Raw genomic sequence first — 24,629 nt, 5'->3', positions numbered from 1 at the left:
ATGGCCTATCTCCAGGTTTTCATGCATTGTGGATATATTAATTAAGGAATTATCGAGAAAAAGCACCGAGTGCAGTCACAATATTAGAAATTTGAGTTTTGAATTCGCCTTGCATATCAAAAGCACAAGATCCCTTTTTATCCGCTTCTCTTATTGCCTCACTTACAGACAGATGCCCCAACAAGGTTTTATTCTGAAGTGACTGTTGCAGATAAGTTAAATCAGCCTCGTCTGCTACTTTACTGGCAATGTATACAATTTTGGTTATACCAATTTCACCTGCCAATTGTTCTATCTGAATTGAAGTTTGCAGACTGCGGCTTCCGGGTTCAACGACAACAATGAGTACATCAACTGCCTCTGCGGTTGCTCTGCCCAAATGTTCTATTCCGGCTTCCATATCCATGATCAATACATCGTCTCTATCCAATAAGAGATGTTTCATCAGACTCCGCAGTAATGTATGTTCAGGACAAACACATCCAGACCCACCATGCTCTACCGTTCCCATCATCAGCAGGCGGACGCCAGCATGCTCTACGCAGTGTCTATCAGGTAAATCATCGACTCTGGGGTTGAGCACAAATAGACCGCCATTATTCTGATCTGCTCCCGTTCGTTGTTTGGCAAGGTTTTTCATTTTAGAAAAAGGCTGTAAACCCGCTAACTTTTGAGCCGGAATACCTATTGCAGACGCAAGGTTTGCATCGGGATCGGCATCAATCGCCAATACTCTTCGTCCTTGCAAAGCAAATGAGCGTGCTAATAATCCTGCAATAGTCGTTTTTCCGACGCCCCCTTTACCAGTAATAGCTATTTTCATATTGACCTCTTAATCAGCCCCGGTGGACATATGAAGACTCACCGGGGATGTTTTTAGTTAAATACCTAATTTTTGGCGTTTTTGTTTAATGACATCCACCAGTTTATTACCGGCAATTTTAGGATCAGTCTCGACAATAAAGTAACCATCAAATAGATCTTTAGCGCCTTCCTGCATTAGATCGGTAATCACATCAGAACCTGTCACCTGAGGCATAGTGCCAAGATGAGTAGGTAAGCCGATGGCAACGCCCCATGAAGCAATCGCAATTGCTTTTTCGGACATCGCCTCAGGTGCTGATGCCACTAAAGGTAGATCACACAAATCAACACCTAATCTGTTAGCCAATGCCGTCGCCAGACTCACCGCTCGGCTATTATCAACACAAGATCCCATATGTAGCACTAGTGGTAAGGGACCTCCGAGCCCCGCGGCCTGACCAATTGCAGTTAATACGGCCTTGAGTGAGTCACCTGCATACTGCTCCGTTGCCTGTTGATTCATCAGCCCATGTTTGGCAAATGCTCCAGCACCACAACCCGTTGCAAGCATCAAAACGTTATTTGCAGCAAGCGTTTTAGCGATGACCTGATAACTTTCATCTTGTACTGTTTGGGTACTGTTGCAGCCAGCAAATAAAGCCACGCCCTGAATATTTCCATTAACAATGTTATCAACCAAAGGTTTTAGCGGATCATCTGCATCGATCTTAGAAAGAGCAGCCATTACGGCTTCGCTACTGAACCCCACCACAGCAGTTTGTTTAATATTGGGGATGTTGACCCTCTTTGGATCCCGGCGTGTATAGGCATTTATTGCGCACTGAATGATTTCCCGTGCAGTTTCCACTGCATTTTCTTCATGGAAGCTAATATGACGTGCACCCTGCATCTTATTTTCATCCATGGTCGTAATGACTTCTGTATGGAAGCAATTTCCTATCTGAGGTAAAGATGGCATAATGCACTGCACATCAACCACCATTGCATCTAACGCGCCAGTCAATATAGCCATTTCTTGAGAAAGATAGTTGGTCGCTAAAGGCACACCATGGCGCATCATCACTTCATTACCGGTACAACAAATACCAACAATATTTATCCCCTTTGGAGCCCCAACCCCTTTAGCAATATCATTCATTTCTCTGGCCATATCGCAGATGACTTCACTGAGCATGGGGTTATGACCATTGACAGCGATATTGACAGCATTTTTATCTATAACACCGATATTGGCTTCAGTAACCACCGGACTTGGAGTGCCAAACATCACATCTGACAACTCTGTTGCCAGAGACATACCATTAAAGTCTGCTAAGGCGCCGCGAATACCGCCTAGGAACACATTCTTGGGTTCGGCATCACAACCTATGTGTGTTCTTGCCATGATCTGCGATACGGTGGCATCGATATTATGCGGTAGCACCCCAAGATGACTCAGAAGTTCAACCCGTTTCTTAGGCAGAGTCGCACTTATCCAATGACACCCTTTATGATGGTCTTGATTCTGATAGTCTTCTAGTGTCTTTGTTGCTACATCGTATGCTACTTCAAGCATTTCTTTGTTTTGAGTATCAATATTAAGCAACGTAGCAATACGATAAAGTTTAGCTTCATCACGTATCCGGTAAGCAGGCAAAAGTCCCTTACCAATTTTCTGCAGAGCTAAGGCAATATGACGGCCATGTTCTGAGTGGGCGGCGGCACCTGCGGCCATCATACGAGTGACATTACGCGCTACGATCGTATGTTTATCGGCACCACAGATACCAGCTTGGGGACCATCACCAAAGGGATCTACTCGGCAGGGGCCTTTCCAACATATTCGGCAGCACAAGCCCAAAGACCCAAACCCACACTGAGGTTGCTGTGCCTGATAGCGATCAAATACTGTAGCAATCCCCTCACTTTCAGCCACAGAGCATAGGGCTATTACTGCTGGATCACTTGTTTTAATTCTATTATTCATCACAGTTTCCTCAGTGTCATATTCATATGTTTATGCGATTGAGCTAGCTCTTTAGCCCTAGCCTTTAACAGTGCCGTTCTATATTCATGCATCTTGATCAGGCTGATAGCCTTAGTTGGGCAGGCTTCCACGCATGCCGTATCTTTTTTGTTATTCTCAGCACACCAAGAGGTACAAAGATCACATTTAAGCGCCACTCCCTGGTTGGTAGAAGAGCCATCATCTTTAAAACTATCTCTTCTTACTGTTATGGCTCCAAATGGACAAACCATGACACATAGCTTGCAACCAACACAGTTGCTTTCGACTATCATCACCTGCCCATTTTCTTGGCGACAAGCTCCTGTAGGGCACACCATGGCACATGGTGCATTTTCACATTGCCTGCACTGCATTGGCATGATCACACCATCGGCTTCCACCACTTTTATTCGCGGATGCAGGGGTTGTTTGTTGATTACAGCCCCTATAAGCCCACCTTTGCCCCCATGTGCCACTGCGCAGGCGAGCTCACAGCTATGACACCCGATACACTTCTGAGCGTCAGCATAGATAATTACATTCTCCAGCTCTTTCATAACGTCGGCCTTTTAGTTTTTTCTATATTTCAAAACTATCAATAAATAGCTCTTCACCCTGAATGATCTCAAGATTTGTATCATCACAGTCAGGACAACGAAATTTAAACTTCGGTACCTTAAACTGCACTTGGCATCCCCTGCATCGCGCAATGGGTGGAAGATGTTCAATCACCAATTCAGCATTTTCTGCAATTGTGCCTTCGGCAAACATGTTGAAACAAAAACTTAGCGCCTGTGGCTCTACCGCTTTTAGCATGCCGATTTTAACGGTTACACGCTTTACGTGAGTCACACCATGGCGTGTGGCCTCAGCAAGTAAAGTCTTGACCAGTGCACTGGTAATTGTTGCTTCATGCATTTAAGTGCCCATAGTTGAACAGTTGATTATTTTTTAGCTTATGAAAATTTTGCAGTAGCACCGACATAAAATCTGTCGGCCAGATGACACTAATAGGATAAAATATGCATAATTGAGACTTAAGTATCAGTTCTGGCTAAATACAACAATATATGAAGGGTCGGAGTTTTATTGCATTGAATAGGCCTTGATTTATAAGGAGATACCCCATTAAAACCCTTGTTTGTACGGTACTGCTTCGCAACTCATCTCATCGAGCACCAGCTCGACCTCCGCTATAAATCCTGCATGGTCACGTGAGTTTATATTCCACGGTTCGAACCCACCCAAGCTTAAACACATCCATATATGAGTGTGTTTTCATGACGGCACTGACAATATTGTTAATGACAGTGAGCGGCGATAACTTGTGCTTATTAGCGGTATCAACAACGGATAGCATTCGATATGGTAATTATTGGCCGTTATTAGAACCGGTCCATAATAAGTATTACTCATGATTACCCTAGCGGGTATTCAGTGCTCTGTTTCATTGTTTGTTACTGGAACTCCTAGGGAATGGATAAATATCCGTAGTTCAATTCCATTACTTTAGCGCGTTCTTGCATCTGTCGGCCTTTCTAAGCGCTAGCATGTCGTGGCCAGCTAAGATTAATCGTTGGCCTCTTTGATGGCAAAGCCGCTGTACTGTAATCGGCTATTTGTGGAAATTAGGCTGGATGTGAACCTAACAAGGCAGAGTTGTATCTAGACTCCTTTATATTCTATTTCTTATGACTAGCGCAGAGATTGCCGGCTGCCAAAGGTGGGAAAAATTGAGGCGTTCGAATACGACCATCTTGATTAATCACGCAAGTATTTTGCCAGCATATGCCAGCCAAATATTGGTACCTGATTATTAAGCGAAAAGCACCAAGCCATTGTGATAAATAATTTGGCTTCCCAAGACTAAGGTTCCTAGGCCGATTAAGCATCGTAGACCGGTGCTGATCTTGGTATTTAATTGGTTGGCTGTTTTTAAAAATGGTACTGCAATCAAGGCTGACAATGAGGCCATACCTAAAATGGAGCCTAGTCCAAATAGAACCACGTAGCATAAGCCAATTAATGGCGAGGGGGTTGTTGAGGCCACTAATATGACTAACGCAGATGATCCGGCCAAGCCATGAGTCATACCGATAAATAAGGTTCGCATTGGTATTCTTGGCGGGTGGGAGTGCCGGTGCATATTGCTGTCATGTGATCCGGTATCTAGGGCATGAGAATGGGCATGAAGATGTGGCTCATTGTCATGCTTGTGGAGATGGATGTGGACTTTATTCTTAACTACCCCTCTGAGTACAGAAAAACCCAAATAGATTAACATTATGCCAACACCAAACTCTAATAAACCAGTCATCGACTCGCTGAATTCAAGCCCAAGTAGTACCGCACCTCCAGCAAACAGCATAAGGGTAAGGGTATGCCCCATCCCCCAAATGGCGCCATGGGTAACAACATTACGAATAGAGGCTTCACCGACTGAAATTGAAGATACGGCTGCCAAGTGATCCGCTTCCAGCGCATGCTGCATTCCTAATAAAAATCCGAGTAAAAGAATCGACGTCATATTTTGTGTTCTCCAATTTGATAAATTTCTTAACAGTGCGTCATGTCATGAAATTGCGAATTCATATTTATTTCTTTGAGACTACTTGTATCAACTTCCCCTCCTAAAAAAACCTGTGGAGATAAATGTTATATTTCTGTTTTTATTCAATATGTTGAATATAATTTTTATTAGTATTTTGATAGTAAAATAATGCAGATTAGCTTGTTTTATCGCACCAGTTGTTAATGTAAAGCTATGCTACGAAATTTAATGACACTCTACTGTCAGCAAGGCGACAGATCCTCCCCCCTATCTGAATTAAATTTGTCCCGAATTATATTCACTATCAAACAAATATAACGGGGAATAACATGCTTGATAATTCGATTCTAGCTTGGGGAGGAGCGCTGCTTCTGCTGCTTGGCGAGGTGTGGACATTAAGAAATGTCCACTGTCTCAAAAAGATGCTGTTGTTTTCAACATTAGCGGAACTTGGTTATGTGATGCTGGGTTTCGGTTTGGGAAATGAGGCAGCAGAAACAGGTGCAATGCTTCACCTTTGCTTCCAGTCAGTGATGCGCATGTTGGTATATGTGTCGGCTTGGTATCTTATTAAAAGGACGGGATCATCGAGTCTTAGTAAGTTAGCTGGCAGTGGACATAGAATGCCGGTAGTAGCGACGATATTTGGTTTTGGACTCTTTTCTGTGATGGGGCTTTCTCCGTTTAAAGGCTCATTTAGTAAGTTCTTGATTCTTTATGGCGCGGTAGAACAGGGGCAGTGGTTGCTGGCTTTAGTGGGAACATTAGCCAGTATTATTGCATCGGTATATTATCTTATTGTCATACAGCGAGTCTGCCTTGAAAAACTGGCAGAATCAGATAATAAGTTAAACTTTGATTTCTCCGTCCCGAAAGCCAGACTGGTAATATCTACCATTTTTTGTCTTACAGTCCTGACCATCTTCATGAGTCTATTCCCTGAGCCATTTCTGCATTTTGTTGAGTCATTATCGTCAGATGTGAGTAACGTGGTGTTACCTGAATTTGAATCTCCATGGAATCCATTGGTGCTAGCGCCCTATCTGGGCGGATTTATACTTTTTGCAGTTGGTCGCTATTCTCCAACTTTGCGCAATGCCCTTGCTGTAGTTATTTCTGGTCTTACTTTGATACTCGCTTTCAATGTCGAAGGTGTGGACAGTCTGTCGTACTTGTTCGGCTTAATATTTGCTTTTATTTGCTTGATTGTAGTTATTTACTCACTTTCATACATGCGCGGTGATGAGCAATGCAATCGCTACTATTTCTTCTTGTTCCTAATGACAGGCTCATTGCTAGGTGTTACCAGTGCAACAGACTTTGGCAACTTCTATCTGTTTTGGGAGTTGATGACCTGGAGTTCATACTTCTTGGTGGTTCATGAACAGACTAATGAAGCGCTAAAGGCGGGGAAGAAATACTTCCTGATGTGTGTGTCCGGTGCATATATCATGCATTTTGGTATTTTGGTTTTGCATGCCAATCTCGGTAGTTTCGAGATGGATGTGATTGGTGAGGGGATTAATCAGCTTACGCCCCCTATCGCGCTAACGGTCTTAGCTACCTTTATTATCGGTTTGGGGGTAAAAGCGGGTTTATTTCCTATGCACAGCTGGTTACCTGATGCACATCCTGTCGCCCCATCTTCAATTTCTGCACCTATGTCAGCCATTTTAACCAAAGCGGGCATTTATGGCCTTGCTAAGGTGCTGTTTGTTGTCTTTGGCACAGGAGCTTTAGCAAGTTTAAGCTCTGCCATAGGAGGTTTTTCTGTTGGTTTAATTGTCTCTTCATTGGGAGGGTTGACCTTTATTTATGGCGAGGTTAAGGCGCTGAAAGAACAGAATCTTAAACGAATACTGGCTTACTCAACCTTGGCTCAGGTAGGGGAAATTGTCGCTATTCTTGGGATTGGAAGTCATCTAAGTACTGCTGGTGCAATGATGCACGTGATGAATCATGCCATATTTAAAAGTTTACTGTTTCTTGCGGCCGGAGCCGTAATTTTCCGAATGAAAAGCAAGATGCTTGTCGACTTGAAAGGGGTTGGCCGCAAGATGCCATTCACTTGCTGTTGTTTCGCTATAGGGATTTTGGCGATTATGGGACTACCTCCATTCAGCGGCTTTTTCAGTAAGTTTCTGATGGTCTATGCTGCTGTGCAAACAGGAAACTTAATTCTGCCAATTATGATTTTGCTCGGGAGCATTATTGGCGCTATTTACTATATTCGAATAATCAGAGTGCTATTTTTTGAGCCATATAATGGCCCCGATATTACGGAGGCGCCGGTTTCTATGCGTCTTGCGACCGCCATACTTGCCTCATTGGTCGTATTAGGTGGATTATTTCCGCAGCTAGGTATGTTATTAGTGCAACCGGTAGTGGAGCTTTTTGCAAGCCGGGGAACCATTGAACAGATCTCCATACCCGATTTAACCCTGAATTGGTCTCTCAGTGCTCTCATTGCCTGTGGCGGGTCAATATTGGTTTACTTTGTCGGTAAGTCTGGTTCAACTCGTGCAGGGATCACTTCGATGATTGTAATGGCATTGGCATTAGGCGCTGTACTGTTTGAAGCCGAGCGTTACGATTTGCTTTCATTTTGGTTTGCCCTGCTTATTTCAGGTGTCGGCATCTTGAACCTATTGTATTCCATCGGTTATATGCAACATGGACACGCTCAGAATAGGTTTTTCTTTTTCTTTGTCTTTATGATTGGTGGCCTGTTGGGGGTAACCGCAAGTAACGACTTATTCAACTTCTTTGCCTTCTGGGAAATTATGAGCAGCTGGACGCTGTATTTTGTGATTATCCATGAAGAAACCCAGGATTCTCTGAACGAAGGCTTTAAGTACTTTATTTTTAATTTTATCGGTGCCAGCTGCATGTTCCTCGGAGTTGTGATGTTGTCGGTCCGCAGCGGTTCATTTGATTTTAGTCAGATTGCTGAGGCTGCGCAGCTCATGCCTTTACCTTGGTTAGGCACGGCATTAGTGTTGATTTTGGCAGGTTTGCTAATGAAAGCTGCCCAACTACCTTTGCGTATTGATTTCCAGATGCACCCACCAACAGCGCCCACTCCGGTCAGCGGCTATATCTCAGCTGTTTTGCTGAAAAGCGGGCCCTATGGTGTACTCAAATTCTTCGCATTGATGGGTGGTGCGGCTGTTTTTGGCAAGCTAGGAACCAGTGGTGAACTGTCAAATTTGATGTATGCAGTTGCAGTCATAGCCTCGATCACTTTGCTGTATGCCGGTGCAATGGCAATGATCCAGACAGGGATCAAACGATTGCTTATTTATAGTACGGTAAGTCAATTAGGTTATGTCATGCTTGGATTGGCATTATCATCTCCCCTAGGCATCGCCGGAGGTCTGATGCACTTAGTCAATCATATGTTTTTGAAAAACATCCTCTTTCTGGCGGCGGGTTGTATCTTGGTCCAGCTTCATGTTGACAGCCTAGATAAGCTCGGTGGTTTAGGGCGAAAGATGCCCTATACCTTTGGACTGTTCTTGTTTGCAGGCTTGTCATTATCTGGCGTGCCACCACTTAATGGCTTCGCTTCCAAGTGGCTCATTTACCAGGCCGCATTCCAATCTGGGCACTTTTTACTTGGGCTTAGCGCACTGATGTCGAGCATGTTTACCTTAGCCGCCGTTTTGAAATTCACTCATGTTGCGTTCCTAGGTCAAGCATCTGATGCTGCGCAGAAGGTGAAGGAAGCGCCCTTCAGTATGCTTTTCCCGATGTTTATCCTGGCCGGAATGAGTCTGTTGGTGGGTATATTTCCTGGGATTTTACTGGTACCTATCTCAGAAATAATGTCTTCCATGGGGCTTGGCAGTATTGATGTTACTTGGTTTGGAGCATTACCTGGTCCCGGAAGTTGGCACCCAATAACTCTGACATTGATGTTAGTCCTGCTAAGTGTATTTGGCTGGCTCTTCTATCGTTTGAGTAACCAACAAATAGTCGATATCCACTTGCACAGCTGTGGTGTGACTGATATCGATTCAGCAGATGCCCATGTCAATGCTTCTAGCCTCTATGAAGCCCCGAAAAAACTGATCCGTACCTTGCTGTTTAGCAAGAAACAGGCATAAGGAGACGATGATGTTAGAAGTAATGAATACGTTAATACTCAAAGCAGTATTGGCACCTTTGGTGTTGTTTCCTGTGGCCGCTGCCGTTTTGGTATTTGGTCTACTGCTCAAGGGAGTTGACCGAATAGTCGTTGCTAGGCTGCAACGGCGAGTGGGACCGCCGTTATTACAGCCCTTTTTCGACATTTTAAAACTCATGTCCAAACAATCAATGGTGCCGATTGGCGCACCACGGACTCTATTTTTGGCTCTGCCTATGATAGGTGCCTGTAGCATGTGTCTAGCGATAGCACTGGTGCCAATTGTGGGGGTGTATGAACCCAATGGCCAGTTTGGCGATCTGATCGTGTTGCTCTATTTACTCACGGTGCCGGCAATTGTACTCATGCTGGCCGGTTCGGCATCCGGATCAACCTTCGGAGCAATAGGTTTTTCTAGGGAGATGTCATTGATGCTCGCCTATGAAGGTCCTTTGTTATTGGTGCTGATATCAGTGGCCATGAAGACGGGTCTGGCTCAGGGCGATCTGATTACCTTCTCCTTGATGGATATAGTGCACTACCAGCAAGACAATGGTTCATTTCTGTTTGATCCATGGATGTGGCCCGCGGTGTTGGCTTATCTGAGTATTATTCCGGCGAATCTTGGGATTCCCCCATTTGATATACCTGAAGCTGAGTCTGAAGTACTTGAGGGCCCCCTATGTGAATATTCTGGGCCCGCTCTGGCATTGTTTAAGATCATGTCGACGATGAAAACCATGGTGGTATTGGCACTGGGAATCGTGATGTTCATACCGGGTAATGCGACCGGGATGATGGCGCTGATCGGATTTGTATTCAAATGTTTAATTTTGTTTTTATTGACTAAAAGTCTACTGCGAGCCTCGGTAGGGCGTATGCGTATAGATCAGGCTTTTCTGTTTTATTTCAAATGGCCTGAGTTGCTCGGCATCGTGGGATTATTATTGGTCGTATTTAAAGGATAAGGGTGATTGCAAATGAGTTTTTTATCGAAAGTGTCCGTGCGTTCTCCATGGCTTTACCGGATCAATGCAGGCTCCTGTAATGGATGTGATGTGGAATTGGCAACAACTGCACTTATTCCACGTTATGACGTGGAGCGTCTCGGATGCCAGTATTGCGGCACTCCGAAACATGCAGATATCGTTCTGATCACTGGGCCACTGACGGCCAGAATTAAAGATAAAGTACTGCAGGTATATCAGGAAATTCCTGATCCTAAAGTTACGATTGCAGTGGGTATATGTCCTATTTCTGGTGGGGTGTTTCGTGACAGCTATGCCATTGAAGGTCCAATAGATAAATATATTGATGTCGATGTTAATATTCCCGGTTGTCCCCCACGCCCCCAAGCCATTCTTGAAGGTATTGCAATGGCCATAGAGATCTGGAAGCAACGTTTGTAGGAGGCTGAGATGAAAATGCTAAAAGTATTATTACAGAATTTAATTAAGGGCCCATCGACGGATCCGTTTCCTTTTGGTGAAACCTTCACTCCAAAGGGGCTCCGAGCCCGCATCCGTTTCGATGAAACAGCTTGTACTGGTTGTCGTATGTGTGAACACGTGTGTGCAGGAGGTGCCATTCGCTTTCATGATTCACCTAATGGTCTGGAATTTACTCTCTGGCACAACACCTGCACTTTCTGCGGCCTGTGTGAGCACTATTGTGTGCCTAAAGCGATAAAGCTTACTGAGGATTGGCACCTAGCACATAAACAAGAAGATAAGTACACCATGACAGAAACCGGAACAGTTGCCTTGATTCAATGCGTGCAGTGCAGGAAAAAAATAATTCCTACCAGTCAACAACTCAATGCTGTTGCCTATAAGAGCTCAAATGAAATGATTAAGCGATTGGGACGGATGTGCCCTGATTGCCGTCGTGAGCTGTCGACAAAACTATTGATAAAAGGAGAGTCAGTATGAATGATGATATTAGCCGTTTCCAAACTATGTTGCACACCTCGATTCAGGGGGATCATAGTCTGACGATTCGCATCAACGACAAAGGAGTGCACACTTTATGGTGTAAGGTAGACAAAGTAAAAGATATACAGTTAATGGCCCAAATTGTTAAAGATCTTGGTGGCCGCCTAAGTACAATTACAGCCTATCAGCTGAAGGCGAATTTGCCGTCTGAGGACCATGAAATTGCCTATCATTTTGATATACACGGATCTACGCTGACGGCAACGGTAAAGCTGATCGGTGACAACAAGACTATTTCCTCCTTGACACCTATTTTTCGCAATGCTGACTGGAATGAACGCGAATTTATGGAATTGTATGACATAGAAGTTGAAGGGCATCCAGATCCCAGACGCCTGTTCATCGATGAGTCTATCGATCCGGCGGTGCTCCAACGCTTCATTCCTTATTCAGCGATGGTTAATGCCGCCAGTACCAAAACATTGTGGGAAAATATAATGGACAAGAGAGGACAGCCAAATGACAAGTTATAAATTACCTGTAGGTCCAATACATGTTGCATTGGAAGAACCCATGTATTTCAAGGTAGAAGTTGAAGGTGAAACTATAATCGGACTTGAGATTACTGCTGGACACGTACATCGTGGGCTCGAATACCTTGCTATGAAGAGAAACTTCTATCAGAACATCACTCTGACAGAGCGATTATGCTCGCTGTGCTCCAACAGTCATCCGACGACGTATTGCATGGCTTTGGAGGAAATTGCTGGCATAAAAGTACCCGAACGCGGCCAGTATCTCAGAGTTATTGCTGATGAAATAAAGCGAGTGGCATCGAATCTGTTTAATATCGGCATCATGGCACATATTATCGGGTATGACTCGCTGTTTATGCATGTGCTTGAGACTCGAGAAATAATGCAGGATGTCAAAGAGACTGTGTATGGTAATCGGATGGACTTGGGGGCAATTTGTATTGGCGGAGTAAAATATGACCTCGACGAAGATAAAATAGCTTACTTACTAAAGCAAATTGAACGAATTAAGAAGCCGATAGAAGAGATTAAGGAGATCTACACCACCAATAAATTCATTTTAATGCGTACCAAAGGAATAGGGGTAATATCCAAGGCCGAAGCATTGGATTTTGGTTTAGTTGGTCCTGTCGCTAGGGCATCAGGCATCGTTCTCGATGTTAGAAAAGACGCACCCTATGCCGCTTATGATAAATTGGATTTTGAGGTTCAGAGTCGTCCAGATGGTGATGTGTGGTCCCGTGCTATGGTTCGTTTTGATGAGGTTGTGGTTGCTCTGTCATTGATTGAGCAGTGTCTGAGGTCATTACCAAAGGGGTTGATTAGCATAACCGGATTACCAGTGATTCCTGCCGGGGAAGCTATTGCCAAAAGCGAGGCGCCCAGAGGAGAACTTCTTTATTATCTGAAGACCGATGGCAGTGACAAACCTGAGCGTATGAAGTGGCGGGTACCAAGTTATCCTAATTGGGATGCATTACATGTGATGATGAAGGGAGAAAAAGTGTCTGACGTATCTTTGATCGTAAACAGTATCGATCCTTGCATTTCCTGTACCGAAAGGTAGGGTTGCCTGTTAAAGCCTGTCCTGCTGTTCTAATGAATATAGTAAAATGTATCAGATTGGACACAATTAAAGTTGAGTATATAAGCGTTGATATGAACTATAAGGTATTTGCTGTGCTGGACCCTTCGATTTAGATATCAACAATTAGACAAATTATTGATGAGTAAAATAAACGGGCTGATAGGGCTTTAATAGAATATTCTTTTCAAATAATAAGGAGATCATGACATGCAATCAAAAATGAGAATGTCACGAATGAATACGATTGAGAAGCTTAAAGAGCCTAAATATGAAGGGTTTCTGGATGAGTTCAGATGTAAAAACTTTCCAAAAGGACAGCTATTTAGTATACCGAGTATGGGAAGCAATGAGGTATTTATTGTGTCTTCTGGTCGGATACGCGTATATCTGTCTTACGAAGGCCGGGAGTTTACCCTCTGTTTTCTTGAACCCGGTGATATATTCAGCACACATACTCGAGCATTTTTGGAAACATGCAAGGATTCGAGATTGATGCTTGTGGGGGCTGATATATTTCGTAATAAGATCACAAAATTTCCAGAGTTCTCTATGGTGATGACTGGGATTTTAGGGGAAGTATTAGGCAGTACTTTGGATATCATCGAGGGTCTAATATTTCATGATGCTAGACATCGATTAATCGAGTTTGTGCTGTCATGGGGACAAGCGTCGGGTGAGCAAACTGCCGACGGACTGAGATTCGAATGTGATTTAAGTATGGAAGATATTTCACTGCTAATAGGGACTACGCGTCAAACAACCTCTTCATTGATGAATAATCTCATTCGCAATGGATACTTATGTAGAGATGGAAGAAAAAATCTGATTATCAGTAGATTAAATGACATGAAACATTTGCTAGATAGTAGTACTAACGTTACTTAGTGAATTGAGATGTGTTTTCTATAACCATCCACAGTCATGAGCATTGTATTTAATGCTAATGACTGTGGGGGTGTGATTAAAAGCTTTCACATGTTGTAGGACTGTTTTTTTTCAGCTTCCAAACCAGCCTAAAATGTGGGAGTTACCCTAGATTCATTAATTATTGGGTTATCCATTTAATAATCACTCTAACTCTAAAATGTACAAAAATCAGTTAGCTTTGCTTAGAAATTTATAAATTCAACTCTGAACTTGAGGCCGTTGAAGACTCTTTATAAAAGAATGCGTGAGCCTGACAGGGCGTCAAGCTAGCTTTCGCGGTACAGGATGTACCATCGGAAGCGTTAGCATTTTCACTCTTTATTACAAGATGGGCCGAAGCAGCATACAAATGAATTTAAAAGCTGGATCAATCCCCATGGCGACCTTTTCGCATCTGTTGTTTAAGTAAATAGGGAAAATGTTGCGGGGCGGCAGGGCTAATTCTTTTATAAAGAGTTAAGAGGGAACTGCCGTTGGTTTCCTTTTGGTCTGGTGTGGGCGACGCGCCACGACGTTAGTGGCCGCAGGCCATATCTTAAACACACTTTTGTCCACAAACGAGTTAGCTAGGCTACTCTGTATATGCAAATGTCATTGTTTGGATTCTGCGTTAATAAACCACTCTTTCCAAATAATTCAGGCTGCCAATGGCAGCCTGAATGTTATGTACTTAACGAGTGTTAAGACTAGCAGCGGTTACTTGCCATCAAAGGTAAATGACTGACCTGCTAGGGCGGCTTCAAACATTAAGCCTCCTTTTGCGGCGGTAAATATTGCCATGCCATTGATATAAGCGGCTGTTGCAGTGTGGTTACTGCCTGCTTGCCCTGCACCAGCTGAATTGCCCGTAGTACCGACTTGAGCATTGGCACCAACGTTAATCGCTACGGCAGATGCTTGGGCACTAAATTCAAAGCTACCGCTGGTGAAATCATTATAAGCTTTAGCATCTTTAAAAAAGATAATTTCGCTATAGGCTTGTCCGCCTAATTGAAAACCAATGGATAGCTGGGTTAACGTGGAATCCCCCATATAAGCATCGCTTTGGTATACACGACCATTTCCATATGCGGCACCAATCCCGATACCGCCTTTGGCTACGGTGGGGAAGATGGCATAACCATAAGCAGTATCAAATAAATGGCGGCTTTCATTGGCTTTTTTAAAATTAGTAATAGCATCGTTATAAGCATCTTCGTTTGCAAAACTAGGAGCTGAAAACGCGAAGCTTAATAACACGAGTAAACTGGAAACAACTAAGCTAATTGAACGTTTCATAAATAACCTCAGTGACTAAATTGTCATGGTAAAACTCACCATAGAATAGCATAACCCTAAAATGACGGGTGTTAATAAACATTTATGTCGGCGGGCGCCAGCAGACGTTGATCATTATGTTCAACGTGATGTGTTCAGGAGAATCAGCTGTTTTTTCTGTAGCACTAGTCTTTTTTGTCGCCCTGATCTGCTGCTGATTGATCTGCTGAAAAATCGGTAGCGTCGTTCTCATCCTCATCCAGCATTAAATCATGTAAATAGGTTATTTCTTCCTGGTCCAGAAGCTGCTCTGTGGTTGGTGTCGCTGCTTTTTTGGTGGCGTTGAGTGTGCCGCGCAAATAGGCTGCTCGCGTGACTTGCTGGATACCATATAAAGCAAACACATATACAGTCAGTAATAGGCTTAAACGTGTTACCGCTTGGATTAACAAAGAGACTGAATCACCCAAGTAAAATGGTAAATACACCAATACAATGCGCAACACCCAATTAATCAGAATACCAATGGTTAATACACTTAACCAGCGAAAACGTATCACTTGCAAATTGGGTTGCCTATTGGCCAAATACTGTGGGCGATAGTGAGACAATAAGCGGTAAATCAGCCAAAAATAGATAATAGTTTGTAGCATTAATAATATGGGTAAGGTCAAAGCCAATAGACTAATACTGTTTAACTCAGCCAGAGAACCAATGGTGTTATTTGAGGTTTGTGGGTCAATACTGATATGAAATAATATGGCTGAACTGGTCACTAATGCAACGATAATCGCACAAGCAAAATGCTTGATTAATAGCGGTTGATAGTCTTCTTCCGTTAAGCTGCTTTTACAATATAAGTACAGCATGGGCATGAGTAAAAAATAGACAGGAATAAAGAGAGTAAGCGCTAAATGGATTGGGATCGGTGTTGTTTCTTGGGTTAGCAACCCGGTTAAAAAATAACAACCTATGAGTAAAAACATCCCGGCTAGCAGGCTATTGCTGCGAGTCGTGCTTTGGTAAATATAATGAACATACAGGCCTACTCCAAGGCAATGAATGCCTCCGAGTAAGGAAAGCCACCAGTATGTTTGAATGAAGAAATCGTTAAATTGGTTCATTTTCACTCTCTTTGACGATAGTGAATACTAACCTACTTTCTGCAAACCGAGTAGTTTCCGGTGGTTAACTTTGCTCAGATTTTCGTAAATGCCTGTTTGAGACTCTTTCTGGTGGTAAACCGGGTGCCGGTTTACGTTCAGCAAGTAAATGCTTAATTGCCAAAATAGGATGAGGTAATAGCATTTTGGGCCCAGAAAACATCATGATTTCACGCGCTCTTTGCTTCATGTGAGGTTTGTAACAATGGACAGGGCATTTATTACAAGTGGGTTTATCTTGGCCGTATGGGCAACGATCTAGGCGAGTATTGGCATAGCTTAAAAACTCACTACACTGCTGGCATACACCTTGGGACGGCTTGAGCGGGTGGTGCGCTTTACAGTATATTTCGACCATAGCTTGTATTGTTCGGAATTCGTAGAGTAATTTACCACTTAATAATTCTTTATCACTCATAATATTATCTCTTATTAAATACCTTAGTAAAATAGTCGGATATTAATAGTGTAAGCTTGGCAATTGAACCTAGCAAACTTAGCTTATTTAATTTTGAGCTTATGCGCAAAATGTCATTTTTTGAGGTTTGGATCGCAAAAATGATTGAAACTGATGCTAAATGATAGGTTGTCTATGACTTGTTATAGATTAAAATACATAAATACTTGATTTTATAGTGTACATTGAAACAATAATGAATGGTGCTTAAAAAAACAGCGCGGTATCATTAAAACCGTACATTGCCTCACAATGAATATTGTGAGTGAGATAAAATCATGTGCTACGGCATATAATCAGCAAGGTGGAAGCCTAATGAAGGTAATTTTAATTGTCATATTGATTGCAATTGCTCTGTATCTATACAGACGCACTCAAGCGGTGGCAAAACAAGAACTTGATAAAACCGATCGTAATGTTACACCGCATTCATCATCCAGTGAGGTAGCTCAATCTGAAACGTTAGCCGCGACAGACGAGACTACGATAACCGAGCCTGAGCATGCAGCCAGTGATAAATCGGTTGAAGATGATGCATTATCAGACCGAGCTGTAGATAACGATAAACTTAATTCAGCCGTGTCTATTGATGAGCCTGTCGAGGCTGCTCTTACTGAACCCAACATATCAGCAGCAGACACCCAGCAAACTGATGTTGTTTGCGAGCCAAAAGCAGCATCAAAGGATACTGTCGCTGTGGCTGAAGTGAGCAAGAGTCATGTTGAGGCCAAAGTGCCTGATACCCCCGCGGTTGAAGTGTCAAACCATAAAGGGTCGTTATTGGATCTAGTCAGTGTTGAAGGCGATTGGGCAAGCGAGAGCTTTGTACAACAGGTTGATGCTGCCAACATTGCCACCGATCTTCAACATCAGCATAGTGAATTAGTCAGTGTGATAAACCATTGCTATAAGATGCGCAAGCAAGCTGATTATTGTCAATATGGTGCGGCCTTACAGTCGACCTATTTAGCATTATATCGCTTATTACATCAGCAAAACATCACCCAACAAAATACTGATGAAATCAAATCTCCGGCGTTTATGCAATTATCGACCTTGTTGAACGACGTGGGTCAGTTTGATGAGGCAGTTAAGGTCTGTCAACAAGCGCTTGAATACCAGTTAACCGATGGCACTGTCACTGGGTTTGAAGGGCGAATAAAACGTATCGAAAAGGCTAAAACTAAAGTGAGCTAACAGGCTAATCAATACTGTTGGATGGATATCAGGTATGATATTCAAAAGGAAAGCGGACCTTGGTTCGCTTTTTTGTTGCTTCAGATCCAATGATTTCAAGGTTAAAAATGACATTAATGACTCGTACATTGACTAAAATATTGCTAATTACTGCCACCGTGGTCTTACTTGCCGGTTGTTTTCGTACTCCACAATGGACCTTATTTTATGTTGCAGACCAAGCACCTGTTCCTACGAAAATAGTACAGCAAGACCATATTGCCGGTTATTACGATTCATTGGAGCAATGCCAGGCCAAAGGTACAGGAATGTTACGTTTACAAGCGTCTTCAGTGCCCGCAGAGCAAGCTTTTGTGTGTGCAGAGCTGTGTCAGGTAGATGAACAGCAGCAATTGCAGTGTAAAAGCCAAGTTGCAGGAGTTGTGGATGATGCAATTTAAGCAAGATTTTTTTGAACAATTAGAAGGCTTTTATTCACAAGTTTATCCTTTGCCAATCAGTAATCCTCATTGGCTTGGTTGGAGTGATGATGCTGCTCAACTGATTGGTTTAGAAAAGCCTAATGCTGAATTGTTAATGCAGTTATCGGCTAACTATGCCGCGCCTGGTGCGAGCTATTATGCTCAAGTCTACAGTGGTCATCAATTTGGTGGCTATACCCCCAGATTGGGCGATGGTCGCTCAATTATATTAGGCGAAGCCATTGGCCCAAATGGCGCTTGGGATGTCGCCTTAAAAGGCGGTGGCCCTACGCCGTATTCTCGCCAAGGTGATGGTCGTGCGGTAATGCGCTCTGCGGTGCGCGAGTTTTTAGTATCCGAAGCGCTTGCTGCGCTAAATGTACCTACCAGCCGTGCGTTAGCGGTTATTGGCTCCGATTTACCCGTTTGGCGTGAAAGCCAAGAAACGGCCGCCATAACGGTGCGCTTGGCTAAAAGCCACATTCGGTTTGGCCATTTTGAATATTTTTGTCATGGCGAACAAGGTGATACTGGCAAGCTTTCTCAATTGGTTAATTTTACGATTAAGCAGCATTTTGCGCATTTATCAACAGATGCCGCAGGTTACAAACAATGGTTTTATGAGATAGTGCAATCTACCGCTAAAATGATTGCACACTGGCAGTCTGTCGGGTTTGCTCACGGCGTGATGAATACCGACAATATGTCGATACTCGGTGATACCTTTGATTTTGGGCCCTTTGCTTTCTTAGACACCTTTAAAGAAGGCTTTATTTGTAATCATTCTGATCACGAAGGCCGTTATGCCTTTGGCCAGCAACCCGCAGTAGGGTTGTGGAACCTCAAACGTTTGGCCCAAGCATTAACGCCCATTATTGAGTCTGACGATTTAATTGCAGCGCTAAATACTTATCAATCTGAACTGGTTAAGCAGTATTTACGCCTTATGCGTGGCAAGTTGGGATTGCATCAAGCCGCGAGTTTACATGCACTTAATTCACAAGATCTTAGCGCAAAACCTCTCAGTCAAGAGGCTCAAGCTGAGCTCGATAAACATGATTTGCAGTTGTTGGGGCTATTTACCGTCTTACTGGAAACTAACCAGCTTGATTACACCAATAGTTTACGCCGTTTTGGTCAGCTGGACCCGAGTCACTCACATTCTACTTTACGGGACGATATGGTCGATGTTGCTGGCTTTGATACCTGGTATAAAGCTTACCAAGACCGAGTGGGTGAGGTGGCAGATATTCACGGGTGGCAATGCGAGCGCAACAGTGTCAATCCGAAATACATCTTGCGTAATTACCTAGCCCAAGAAGCCATTATCGATATAGAAGAGAACGGTGATAACAGCAAATTATTACAACTCCAGCAACTTTTACGCCGTCCTTATGACGAACAGCCCGAGATGGAAGACTTTGCCAAACGCCCACCCGACTGGGGACAAGGCTTAATTATGTCTTGTAGCAGTTAATTAATGTATTTTACCTGAGTCGATTATGAAATTACTTTCAGCCCAATTAGATCCGCAAGCATTAAGTATTGTTATTCAAGCTGAAGTGGATTTTGAGCAATTTGAACGATTTGCCGAACCGCTAGCGGCTGTACTTGATTGCGACATCCGTGATCGCCAATGGGGAGCGGATCGTCATCAATGGTTGCTCAATTTTGAAGGAAGTCCTTTATGGTTACATTACGAGTTTTATGGTGATATTTGTTGGATTTCTACCGATAATGCGAAAGAATTAGACGTATTAGCGTTTTTGTTAACGCTACTTGCTCCACATATTCAAACGACTTAAGAAGGCATACATGGACAACTGTACCGGCGCAGAATTTCATTTTCAGGCACTGAAACCCGATCTCATTCTTGATGCGATTGAAAGCATAGGCATCTACCCTGAGACGGGGTTATTAGCGTTAAACAGTTATGAAAATAGGGTGTATCAGTTCCGCTGTGATCAAGGCCTTCGTTATGTGGTGAAGTTTTATCGCCCACATCGTTGGAGCAATGAACAAATTCAAGAAGAACATGATTATGCATTAGAATTAGCCGCTGAAGACATCCCCATAGCCGTTCCAGTCGTCATTGAGGGCAAAACCTTATTTGAGTATCAAGGTTATCGTTTTGGACTCTTCCCCTCTATTGGCGGGCGCGCGTTTGAAGTCGACAATCTTGAGCAACTTGAATCGGTTGGCCGCTTTATTGGCCGTATTCATCAATATGGCGCAAGGCAGCCCTTTGTGTATCGTGAACCGCTCACGCCAGCCATTTTGGGCGATGAGTCTTATCGCTATTTACGTGAAAGTGGGATTGTTTCCAGCTCGATGCAAACGGCTTTTTTTACGGTAGTTGAGCAGGTATTAGATAAAGCCAAGCAGATTTGGCAGCAACACCAGTTTACCTCGATACGCCTGCACGGCGACTTACATCCGAGTAATATTTTATGGACACCAACTGGACCTGGGTTTGTCGACTTAGACGATGCCAGGCAAGGCCCAGCAGTACAAGACTTGTGGATGATGTTAACCGGAGATCGCCAGCAACAGTTATTGCAAATTGATCTTCTATTAGAGGGATATCAAGAATTTTGTGATTTTGATGCTAAGCAATTGGCACTGATTGAGCCGTTAAGGGCATTCAGGATGGTGCACTATAACGCGTGGTTAACCAAGCGTTGGCAGGACCCTGCCTTTCCAATGAATTTTCCATGGTTTGCCGATATTAAATACTGGGAACAACAAACGCTGGCATTTAAAGAGCAGTTATCGGCACTGAACGAGCCACCATTGAGTTTACCCAGTTTTAATTAACAATATTTCATAATCACTACCTAATAGTATTTAGTTACAAATACAATTAGCTAACGATTGAGTTAAAGACTAACGCTAGACTATGATAGAGCCAGCGTATTGATATTTTTGCCTACTTAGAAGGAAGTAAAATGAAAAAAGCATTATTGATGGCCGCAGCACTCCTGCTCGCGCCGATGGTTGCGATGGCTGCCGATTATAAAGAAGGTGTGCATTACACTGTGATTAATGAAGGCCCTGAAACAGCCAAACCAGAAATCACAGAGTTTTTCTCATTCTTTTGCCCCCATTGTTTTAACTTTGCTAAAACCGTAGTGCCTAAAATTGAAGCGAATTTACCCGAAGGTGTCAGCTTTAATCAAGCTCACGTTGAGTTTATTGGTCGCCAAATGGGCGTAGAAATGTCACGTGCTTTTGCGGTTGCGCAGCAGCTTAATGTTGATGAGAAAATTGACACGGCATTATTTAGTGCTATCCACGATAAGCGTCAGCAGTTTACCCGCCCAGACGATATCAGAGCAGTATTTATTGCCAATGGCGTAGAGGCTAAAGCTTACGATGCTGCGGCGAATTCATTTATGGTTAACGCACAGATGTCGAAAATGAAGCGCGATACTGAAAACGCTAAAATTTCGGGTGTTCCTTCATTAGTTGTTAATGGTAAATACCGAGTAGAAACCAGCTCAATTAAATCTTATGACGAGTTAATTGATATCGCATTCTACTTAGCGACAATGAACAAAAAGTAATCTAAGCTAAATGGGTTATTTAAATAAGGAGCTTCGGCTCCTTTTTTTATTTAACCTCAGCTCAAGATAATAACCGGTTCTCAAACTGCCCGTAGAGCCATTAGCCAAGTGAATTGACGTGTTAATCATCTGTTTATTGAACGTAATGCAATGCCTTTAGCATAAAGAGGAGCTGTTTGAGATACGTTTGGGTGGAGGGGTAATTAAGATGTCGTTATCGGTGACTAGCAAGGCTTATGAGTATGGCGTTTTCAGCCATGTGGTTCGGTAAGATCGCCGATTGTGTTGCTAAATGGTATGAGTTTGAGACTACAACAGGCAAAAAAAACCGCATGTCTATAAAAGACAATACGGAAATGAGTCAAATAACTCTTTTTTACCCTGAGTAACATCGAAGATAATAACATGATGTCAAAATATTGACAAGTGTCATTAAAATGCCGTAGTTGCTTATGTGATTTGTTAGAACAAAAAATGGCAAGTTAATGAAACTCTTTCGACATCAAGTTGTCCAATTTGATGACATTCAAGTTGTGTTTAACAAGAAAGTGAATCGTGTTTTTATATGCGCTTTGGATAGTTCCATTTCTGACTTATACATGGCTTATCGTTGTTATTTCATCGCACCTTGCGCATGTATCTTCTTGGAGGAAGTCGTATGAGAATGTTCCCTGTTTATGCACCGAAACTAATCGTTAAGCATGCTAGGATCTTTTTAAGTGGAGTGATTTGGGTAAAAGACTTAGGGCTACTTGAATTTGATAAGGGTCGCTTTCTACACACAAAAAAAAACCTGCCAAAAGTTAAGCAGGCTATCCGTGAACTAAATGCCTTGATTGAAATCCAATCACAGCAGCATCAATCCATTTAGATCTCGTTATTCAATAAACCAACAAGGCCGTTGACCTTATCACTCCAAGAGTTTAGGTCTTGCTGCAATTGTTGGTTTTTTTGTGTCAATTCTTGTTGCTGTAACGTCAACGCTTGGTTCTTTTGCTTCTCTTCATCAAGCTCCATTTTTAGTAGCTCAATATTTTCGAGAGTCGCCTGGATTTTGGTTTCCAGTTGGGTCAATAATTCAAGGCTCATGGGGGGAGTCCTATACGTTTCGGGATGGAATCCCGATTCTAGCAGTGTCAAGGCCTATAGGAATAGCCTTTAAAACTAAGTGGCTAAAATATATTCAATAAATCGTACTATATTGTACTTTATCTTTGTTCGAGGTATTTTTAGCTGTCAACCATGACAATAAAAGACTTTGTTATAATAATTTCTAGGCACGATGTCTGTCACTATATGAATAAAAATATTGATGCTTGTTACGCTCAATTGACGTATTTTGATTGAGGATCTAGGGCTTCGACTTGACATTAATCTCTAGCCTCCATAGTCTGCAAGCTCAGTTTTTAAGGTGGTATGTAATGGACATAAAATATAATTTAAAATCTGCGTCAGAGCGCCGCACAGAACCATTTAAGCCAGAAGGCGATGTGGGTTTTGGCAGGCTTCGTACTGACCACATGTTTTTAATGGATTATCGTGATGGTCAATGGTGTGATCCGCGTATAGTCCCTTACGGCCCGTTTGAAATGGCACCAGGTGCAATGTCACTGCACTATGGTCAATCAATTTTTGAAGGCGCAAAAGCCTTTATGCACGAAGACGGCGAGATTTACACTTTTCGTTTAAACAAAAATGCAGAGCGGATGAACCGTTCTGCCGATATCGTGTGTATTCCGAATATCGATGAAAGTATGCAAGTGAAGGCAATCAATGCCCTTATTGATGTTGATCGTTTGTGGTTTCCGCAGCAAGATGGCGCATGTTTATACATTCGGCCGTTTATCTTTGCAACCGAAGATCGTTTATCCGTTAGTCCAAGTCAGCAATACACATTCTGTGTCATGTTAAGCCCATCTGGGGCTTATTATGCCTCAGGGGTAAATAATGGTATTCGCTTGTTAATCAGTACTAAGTACCACCGTGCAGTATCTGGTGGTACTGGTGCTTCAAAAGCGGCGGGTAACTATGCTGCCTCACTGCGTGCTGGTAAAGCGGCTGTAGAATATGGTGCATCGCAGGTATTGTATTTGGATTCAACCAATACTCAAATTGAAGAAGCTGGCGCGATGAATCACTTCCACATTTTAAAAGATGGCACTGTGATTATTCCGACATTCACTGATACCATTTTAAAATCCATTACCTCTCAATCCATTATGGAACTTGGGGATATGCTGGGTTGTGAAGTAAGACAAGAAACGGTGATGTTAGATAAGTTTATTGCTGATATTGAGTCTGGCGAAATTATTGAAGCCGGCGGTTTTGGTACTGCCGCGGTGGTGTCCCCTGTGAGTTCATATATTTTTGAAGATGGACGCATTATCACTGTCGGTGATGGCAACGTTGGACCCAACATCCGACGTATCTATAAAGTCTTCACTGAGCTACAAAAAGGCCACATGCCAGCTCCAGCGGGTTGGGTAAAGCGTATTGAGCGTGTTGCACCCTAGTTCATTCTATCGGTAGCACTTTAATAAAAGCTCCTAAAT

Annotated in this window: 25 protein-coding genes; 16 read left to right on the top strand and 9 right to left on the bottom strand. The window is 43.0% G+C overall.

Features of this window, described 5'->3' with window-relative positions:
- Positions 1–49: 49 nt before the first annotated feature.
- The 5 genes from EGC80_RS02400 to EGC80_RS02380 form a co-directional block, all read right to left on the bottom strand.
- Positions 50–823 (bottom strand): ATP-binding protein, encoded by a 774-nt coding sequence (locus EGC80_RS02400; protein WP_124013221.1) that lies wholly within the window; start codon positions 821–823, stop codon positions 50–52.
- A 57-nt stretch (positions 824–880) separates the two neighbouring features.
- Positions 881–2,791, bottom strand: a complete 1,911-nt coding sequence (cooS, locus tag EGC80_RS02395) for an anaerobic carbon-monoxide dehydrogenase catalytic subunit (protein ID WP_124013222.1) — start codon at positions 2,789–2,791, stop codon at positions 881–883.
- Entirely contained in the window at positions 2,791–3,369 is a 579-nt protein-coding gene (locus EGC80_RS02390) for a 4Fe-4S dicluster domain-containing protein (protein WP_124013223.1), read from the bottom strand. The genes cooS and EGC80_RS02390 overlap by 1 nt, the downstream gene beginning before the upstream one ends.
- A gap of 22 nt (positions 3,370–3,391) precedes the next feature.
- The gene (gene hypA / locus EGC80_RS02385; protein ID WP_124013224.1) at positions 3,392–3,730 is read right to left on the bottom strand and encodes a hydrogenase maturation nickel metallochaperone HypA; all 339 of its coding nucleotides are present in this window, start codon (positions 3,728–3,730) and stop codon (positions 3,392–3,394) included.
- Positions 3,731–4,628: 898 nt separating this feature from the next.
- Positions 4,629–5,339 carry an urease accessory protein gene (locus tag EGC80_RS02380; RefSeq protein ID WP_124013225.1) on the bottom strand — a complete coding sequence of 237 codons (711 nt, stop codon included), beginning with the start codon at positions 5,337–5,339 and terminating at the stop codon, positions 4,629–4,631.
- A 353-nt stretch (positions 5,340–5,692) separates the two neighbouring features.
- Here EGC80_RS02380 and EGC80_RS02375 point away from each other — a divergent pair, with 353 nt between their 5' ends.
- The 7 genes from EGC80_RS02375 (at position 5,693) to EGC80_RS02345 (ending at position 13,934) form a co-directional block, all read left to right on the top strand.
- The gene (locus tag EGC80_RS02375; protein WP_124013226.1) at positions 5,693–9,472 is read left to right on the top strand and encodes a proton-conducting transporter transmembrane domain-containing protein; all 3,780 of its coding nucleotides are present in this window, start codon (positions 5,693–5,695) and stop codon (positions 9,470–9,472) included.
- Between the two features lie 7 nt (positions 9,473–9,479).
- On the top strand, positions 9,480–10,460 hold the full coding sequence (locus EGC80_RS02370; protein WP_206191852.1) for a respiratory chain complex I subunit 1 family protein: 981 nt from the start codon (positions 9,480–9,482) through the stop codon (positions 10,458–10,460).
- A 12-nt stretch (positions 10,461–10,472) separates the two neighbouring features.
- Complete coding sequence (locus EGC80_RS02365) at positions 10,473–10,901, top strand: NADH-quinone oxidoreductase subunit B family protein (protein WP_124013227.1); 429 nt, start codon at positions 10,473–10,475, stop codon at positions 10,899–10,901.
- Between the two features lie 9 nt (positions 10,902–10,910).
- Entirely contained in the window at positions 10,911–11,423 is a 513-nt protein-coding gene (locus EGC80_RS02360) for a 4Fe-4S dicluster domain-containing protein (RefSeq protein ID WP_124013228.1), read from the top strand.
- On the top strand, positions 11,420–11,959 hold the full coding sequence (locus tag EGC80_RS02355) for an NADH-quinone oxidoreductase subunit C (RefSeq protein WP_124013229.1): 540 nt from the start codon (positions 11,420–11,422) through the stop codon (positions 11,957–11,959). The genes EGC80_RS02360 and EGC80_RS02355 overlap by 4 nt, the downstream gene beginning before the upstream one ends.
- Positions 11,946–13,028 carry a hydrogenase large subunit gene (locus tag EGC80_RS02350; RefSeq protein ID WP_124013230.1) on the top strand — a complete coding sequence of 361 codons (1,083 nt, stop codon included), beginning with the start codon at positions 11,946–11,948 and terminating at the stop codon, positions 13,026–13,028. Before EGC80_RS02355 ends, EGC80_RS02350 begins: the two co-directional genes overlap by 14 nt.
- 228 nt (positions 13,029–13,256) lie before the next feature.
- Complete coding sequence (locus EGC80_RS02345; RefSeq protein ID WP_124013231.1) at positions 13,257–13,934, top strand: Crp/Fnr family transcriptional regulator; 678 nt, start codon at positions 13,257–13,259, stop codon at positions 13,932–13,934.
- Positions 13,935–14,672: 738 nt separating this feature from the next.
- Here EGC80_RS02345 and EGC80_RS02340 read toward each other — a convergent pair.
- From EGC80_RS02340 to EGC80_RS02330, 3 genes are all read right to left on the bottom strand, one after another.
- Entirely contained in the window at positions 14,673–15,254 is a 582-nt protein-coding gene (locus EGC80_RS02340; RefSeq protein ID WP_101033030.1) for a YSC84-related protein, read from the bottom strand.
- Between the two features lie 164 nt (positions 15,255–15,418).
- Complete coding sequence (locus EGC80_RS02335; RefSeq protein WP_206191853.1) at positions 15,419–16,357, bottom strand: hypothetical protein; 939 nt, start codon at positions 16,355–16,357, stop codon at positions 15,419–15,421.
- Positions 16,358–16,421: 64 nt separating this feature from the next.
- Positions 16,422–16,814: a nitrous oxide-stimulated promoter family protein gene (locus EGC80_RS02330; RefSeq protein WP_101033029.1), complete on the bottom strand. Its 393-nt coding sequence runs from the start codon at positions 16,812–16,814 to the stop codon at positions 16,422–16,424.
- Between the two features lie 354 nt (positions 16,815–17,168).
- Here EGC80_RS02330 and EGC80_RS02325 point away from each other — a divergent pair, with 354 nt between their 5' ends.
- From EGC80_RS02325 to EGC80_RS02295, 8 genes are all read left to right on the top strand, one after another.
- Positions 17,169–18,050 carry a hypothetical protein gene (locus EGC80_RS02325; RefSeq protein WP_124013232.1) on the top strand — a complete coding sequence of 294 codons (882 nt, stop codon included), beginning with the start codon at positions 17,169–17,171 and terminating at the stop codon, positions 18,048–18,050.
- A gap of 107 nt (positions 18,051–18,157) precedes the next feature.
- Positions 18,158–18,490: a hypothetical protein gene (locus EGC80_RS02320; protein WP_124013233.1), complete on the top strand. Its 333-nt coding sequence runs from the start codon at positions 18,158–18,160 to the stop codon at positions 18,488–18,490.
- Complete coding sequence (locus EGC80_RS02315) at positions 18,480–19,988, top strand: protein adenylyltransferase SelO (RefSeq protein WP_124013244.1); 1,509 nt, start codon at positions 18,480–18,482, stop codon at positions 19,986–19,988. The genes EGC80_RS02320 and EGC80_RS02315 overlap by 11 nt, the downstream gene beginning before the upstream one ends.
- Before the next feature lie 25 nt (positions 19,989–20,013).
- On the top strand, positions 20,014–20,316 hold the full coding sequence (locus EGC80_RS02310; protein WP_101033026.1) for a DUF3630 family protein: 303 nt from the start codon (positions 20,014–20,016) through the stop codon (positions 20,314–20,316).
- 10 nt (positions 20,317–20,326) lie between these two features.
- The gene (locus EGC80_RS02305; RefSeq protein ID WP_101033025.1) at positions 20,327–21,328 is read left to right on the top strand and encodes a serine/threonine protein kinase; all 1,002 of its coding nucleotides are present in this window, start codon (positions 20,327–20,329) and stop codon (positions 21,326–21,328) included.
- Between the two features lie 131 nt (positions 21,329–21,459).
- Positions 21,460–22,077, top strand: coding sequence for a thiol:disulfide interchange protein DsbA/DsbL (locus tag EGC80_RS02300; protein WP_124013234.1), 618 nt, complete (start codon positions 21,460–21,462; stop codon positions 22,075–22,077).
- Between the two features lie 242 nt (positions 22,078–22,319).
- Entirely contained in the window at positions 22,320–22,466 is a 147-nt protein-coding gene (locus EGC80_RS22345; RefSeq protein ID WP_164839410.1) for a hypothetical protein, read from the top strand.
- Positions 22,467–22,735: 269 nt separating this feature from the next.
- Positions 22,736–22,948 (top strand): DUF1107 domain-containing protein, encoded by a 213-nt coding sequence (locus EGC80_RS02295; protein ID WP_101033023.1) that lies wholly within the window; start codon positions 22,736–22,738, stop codon positions 22,946–22,948.
- Here the strand turns inward: EGC80_RS02295 and EGC80_RS02290 are convergent.
- The gene (locus EGC80_RS02290) at positions 22,945–23,166 is read right to left on the bottom strand and encodes a cell division protein ZapB (RefSeq protein ID WP_101033022.1); all 222 of its coding nucleotides are present in this window, start codon (positions 23,164–23,166) and stop codon (positions 22,945–22,947) included. The genes EGC80_RS02295 and EGC80_RS02290 overlap by 4 nt on opposite strands.
- A gap of 332 nt (positions 23,167–23,498) precedes the next feature.
- Between EGC80_RS02290 and EGC80_RS02285 the strand changes: the two genes are divergently transcribed.
- Complete coding sequence (locus tag EGC80_RS02285; protein WP_124013235.1) at positions 23,499–24,590, top strand: branched-chain amino acid aminotransferase; 1,092 nt, start codon at positions 23,499–23,501, stop codon at positions 24,588–24,590.
- The last annotated feature ends 39 nt before the right edge of the window (positions 24,591–24,629 follow it).

This window comes from Shewanella psychromarinicola, from assembly GCF_003855155.1.
In the GTDB taxonomy this organism is placed as follows: domain Bacteria; phylum Pseudomonadota; class Gammaproteobacteria; order Enterobacterales; family Shewanellaceae; genus Shewanella; species Shewanella psychromarinicola.
This window is presented reverse-complemented; position numbering and strand designations above follow the sequence as displayed.

Bases quoted from the DNA above. Each gene is read 5' to 3' on its own strand.
- EGC80_RS02400 (WP_124013221.1), bottom strand. From the start codon at position 823: ATGAAAATAGCTATTACTGGTAAAGGGGGCGTCGGAAAAACGACTATT.
- cooS (WP_124013222.1), bottom strand. From the start codon at position 2,791: ATGAATAATAGAATTAAAACAAGTGATCCAGCAGTAATAGCCCTATGC.
- EGC80_RS02390 (WP_124013223.1), bottom strand. From the start codon at position 3,369: ATGAAAGAGCTGGAGAATGTAATTATCTATGCTGACGCTCAGAAGTGT.
- hypA (WP_124013224.1), bottom strand. From the start codon at position 3,730: ATGCATGAAGCAACAATTACCAGTGCACTGGTCAAGACTTTACTTGCT.
- EGC80_RS02380 (WP_124013225.1), bottom strand. From the start codon at position 5,339: ATGACGTCGATTCTTTTACTCGGATTTTTATTAGGAATGCAGCATGCG.
- EGC80_RS02375 (WP_124013226.1), top strand. From the start codon at position 5,693: ATGCTTGATAATTCGATTCTAGCTTGGGGAGGAGCGCTGCTTCTGCTG.
- EGC80_RS02370 (WP_206191852.1), top strand. From the start codon at position 9,480: ATGATGTTAGAAGTAATGAATACGTTAATACTCAAAGCAGTATTGGCA.
- EGC80_RS02365 (WP_124013227.1), top strand. From the start codon at position 10,473: ATGAGTTTTTTATCGAAAGTGTCCGTGCGTTCTCCATGGCTTTACCGG.
- EGC80_RS02360 (WP_124013228.1), top strand. From the start codon at position 10,911: ATGAAAATGCTAAAAGTATTATTACAGAATTTAATTAAGGGCCCATCG.
- EGC80_RS02355 (WP_124013229.1), top strand. From the start codon at position 11,420: ATGAATGATGATATTAGCCGTTTCCAAACTATGTTGCACACCTCGATT.
- EGC80_RS02350 (WP_124013230.1), top strand. From the start codon at position 11,946: ATGACAAGTTATAAATTACCTGTAGGTCCAATACATGTTGCATTGGAA.
- EGC80_RS02345 (WP_124013231.1), top strand. From the start codon at position 13,257: ATGCAATCAAAAATGAGAATGTCACGAATGAATACGATTGAGAAGCTT.
- EGC80_RS02340 (WP_101033030.1), bottom strand. From the start codon at position 15,254: ATGAAACGTTCAATTAGCTTAGTTGTTTCCAGTTTACTCGTGTTATTA.
- EGC80_RS02335 (WP_206191853.1), bottom strand. From the start codon at position 16,357: ATGAACCAATTTAACGATTTCTTCATTCAAACATACTGGTGGCTTTCC.
- EGC80_RS02330 (WP_101033029.1), bottom strand. From the start codon at position 16,814: ATGAGTGATAAAGAATTATTAAGTGGTAAATTACTCTACGAATTCCGA.
- EGC80_RS02325 (WP_124013232.1), top strand. From the start codon at position 17,169: ATGAAGGTAATTTTAATTGTCATATTGATTGCAATTGCTCTGTATCTA.
- EGC80_RS02320 (WP_124013233.1), top strand. From the start codon at position 18,158: ATGACATTAATGACTCGTACATTGACTAAAATATTGCTAATTACTGCC.
- EGC80_RS02315 (WP_124013244.1), top strand. From the start codon at position 18,480: ATGCAATTTAAGCAAGATTTTTTTGAACAATTAGAAGGCTTTTATTCA.
- EGC80_RS02310 (WP_101033026.1), top strand. From the start codon at position 20,014: ATGAAATTACTTTCAGCCCAATTAGATCCGCAAGCATTAAGTATTGTT.
- EGC80_RS02305 (WP_101033025.1), top strand. From the start codon at position 20,327: ATGGACAACTGTACCGGCGCAGAATTTCATTTTCAGGCACTGAAACCC.
- EGC80_RS02300 (WP_124013234.1), top strand. From the start codon at position 21,460: ATGAAAAAAGCATTATTGATGGCCGCAGCACTCCTGCTCGCGCCGATG.
- EGC80_RS22345 (WP_164839410.1), top strand. From the start codon at position 22,320: ATGGCGTTTTCAGCCATGTGGTTCGGTAAGATCGCCGATTGTGTTGCT.
- EGC80_RS02295 (WP_101033023.1), top strand. From the start codon at position 22,736: ATGAGAATGTTCCCTGTTTATGCACCGAAACTAATCGTTAAGCATGCT.
- EGC80_RS02290 (WP_101033022.1), bottom strand. From the start codon at position 23,166: ATGAGCCTTGAATTATTGACCCAACTGGAAACCAAAATCCAGGCGACT.
- EGC80_RS02285 (WP_124013235.1), top strand. From the start codon at position 23,499: ATGGACATAAAATATAATTTAAAATCTGCGTCAGAGCGCCGCACAGAA.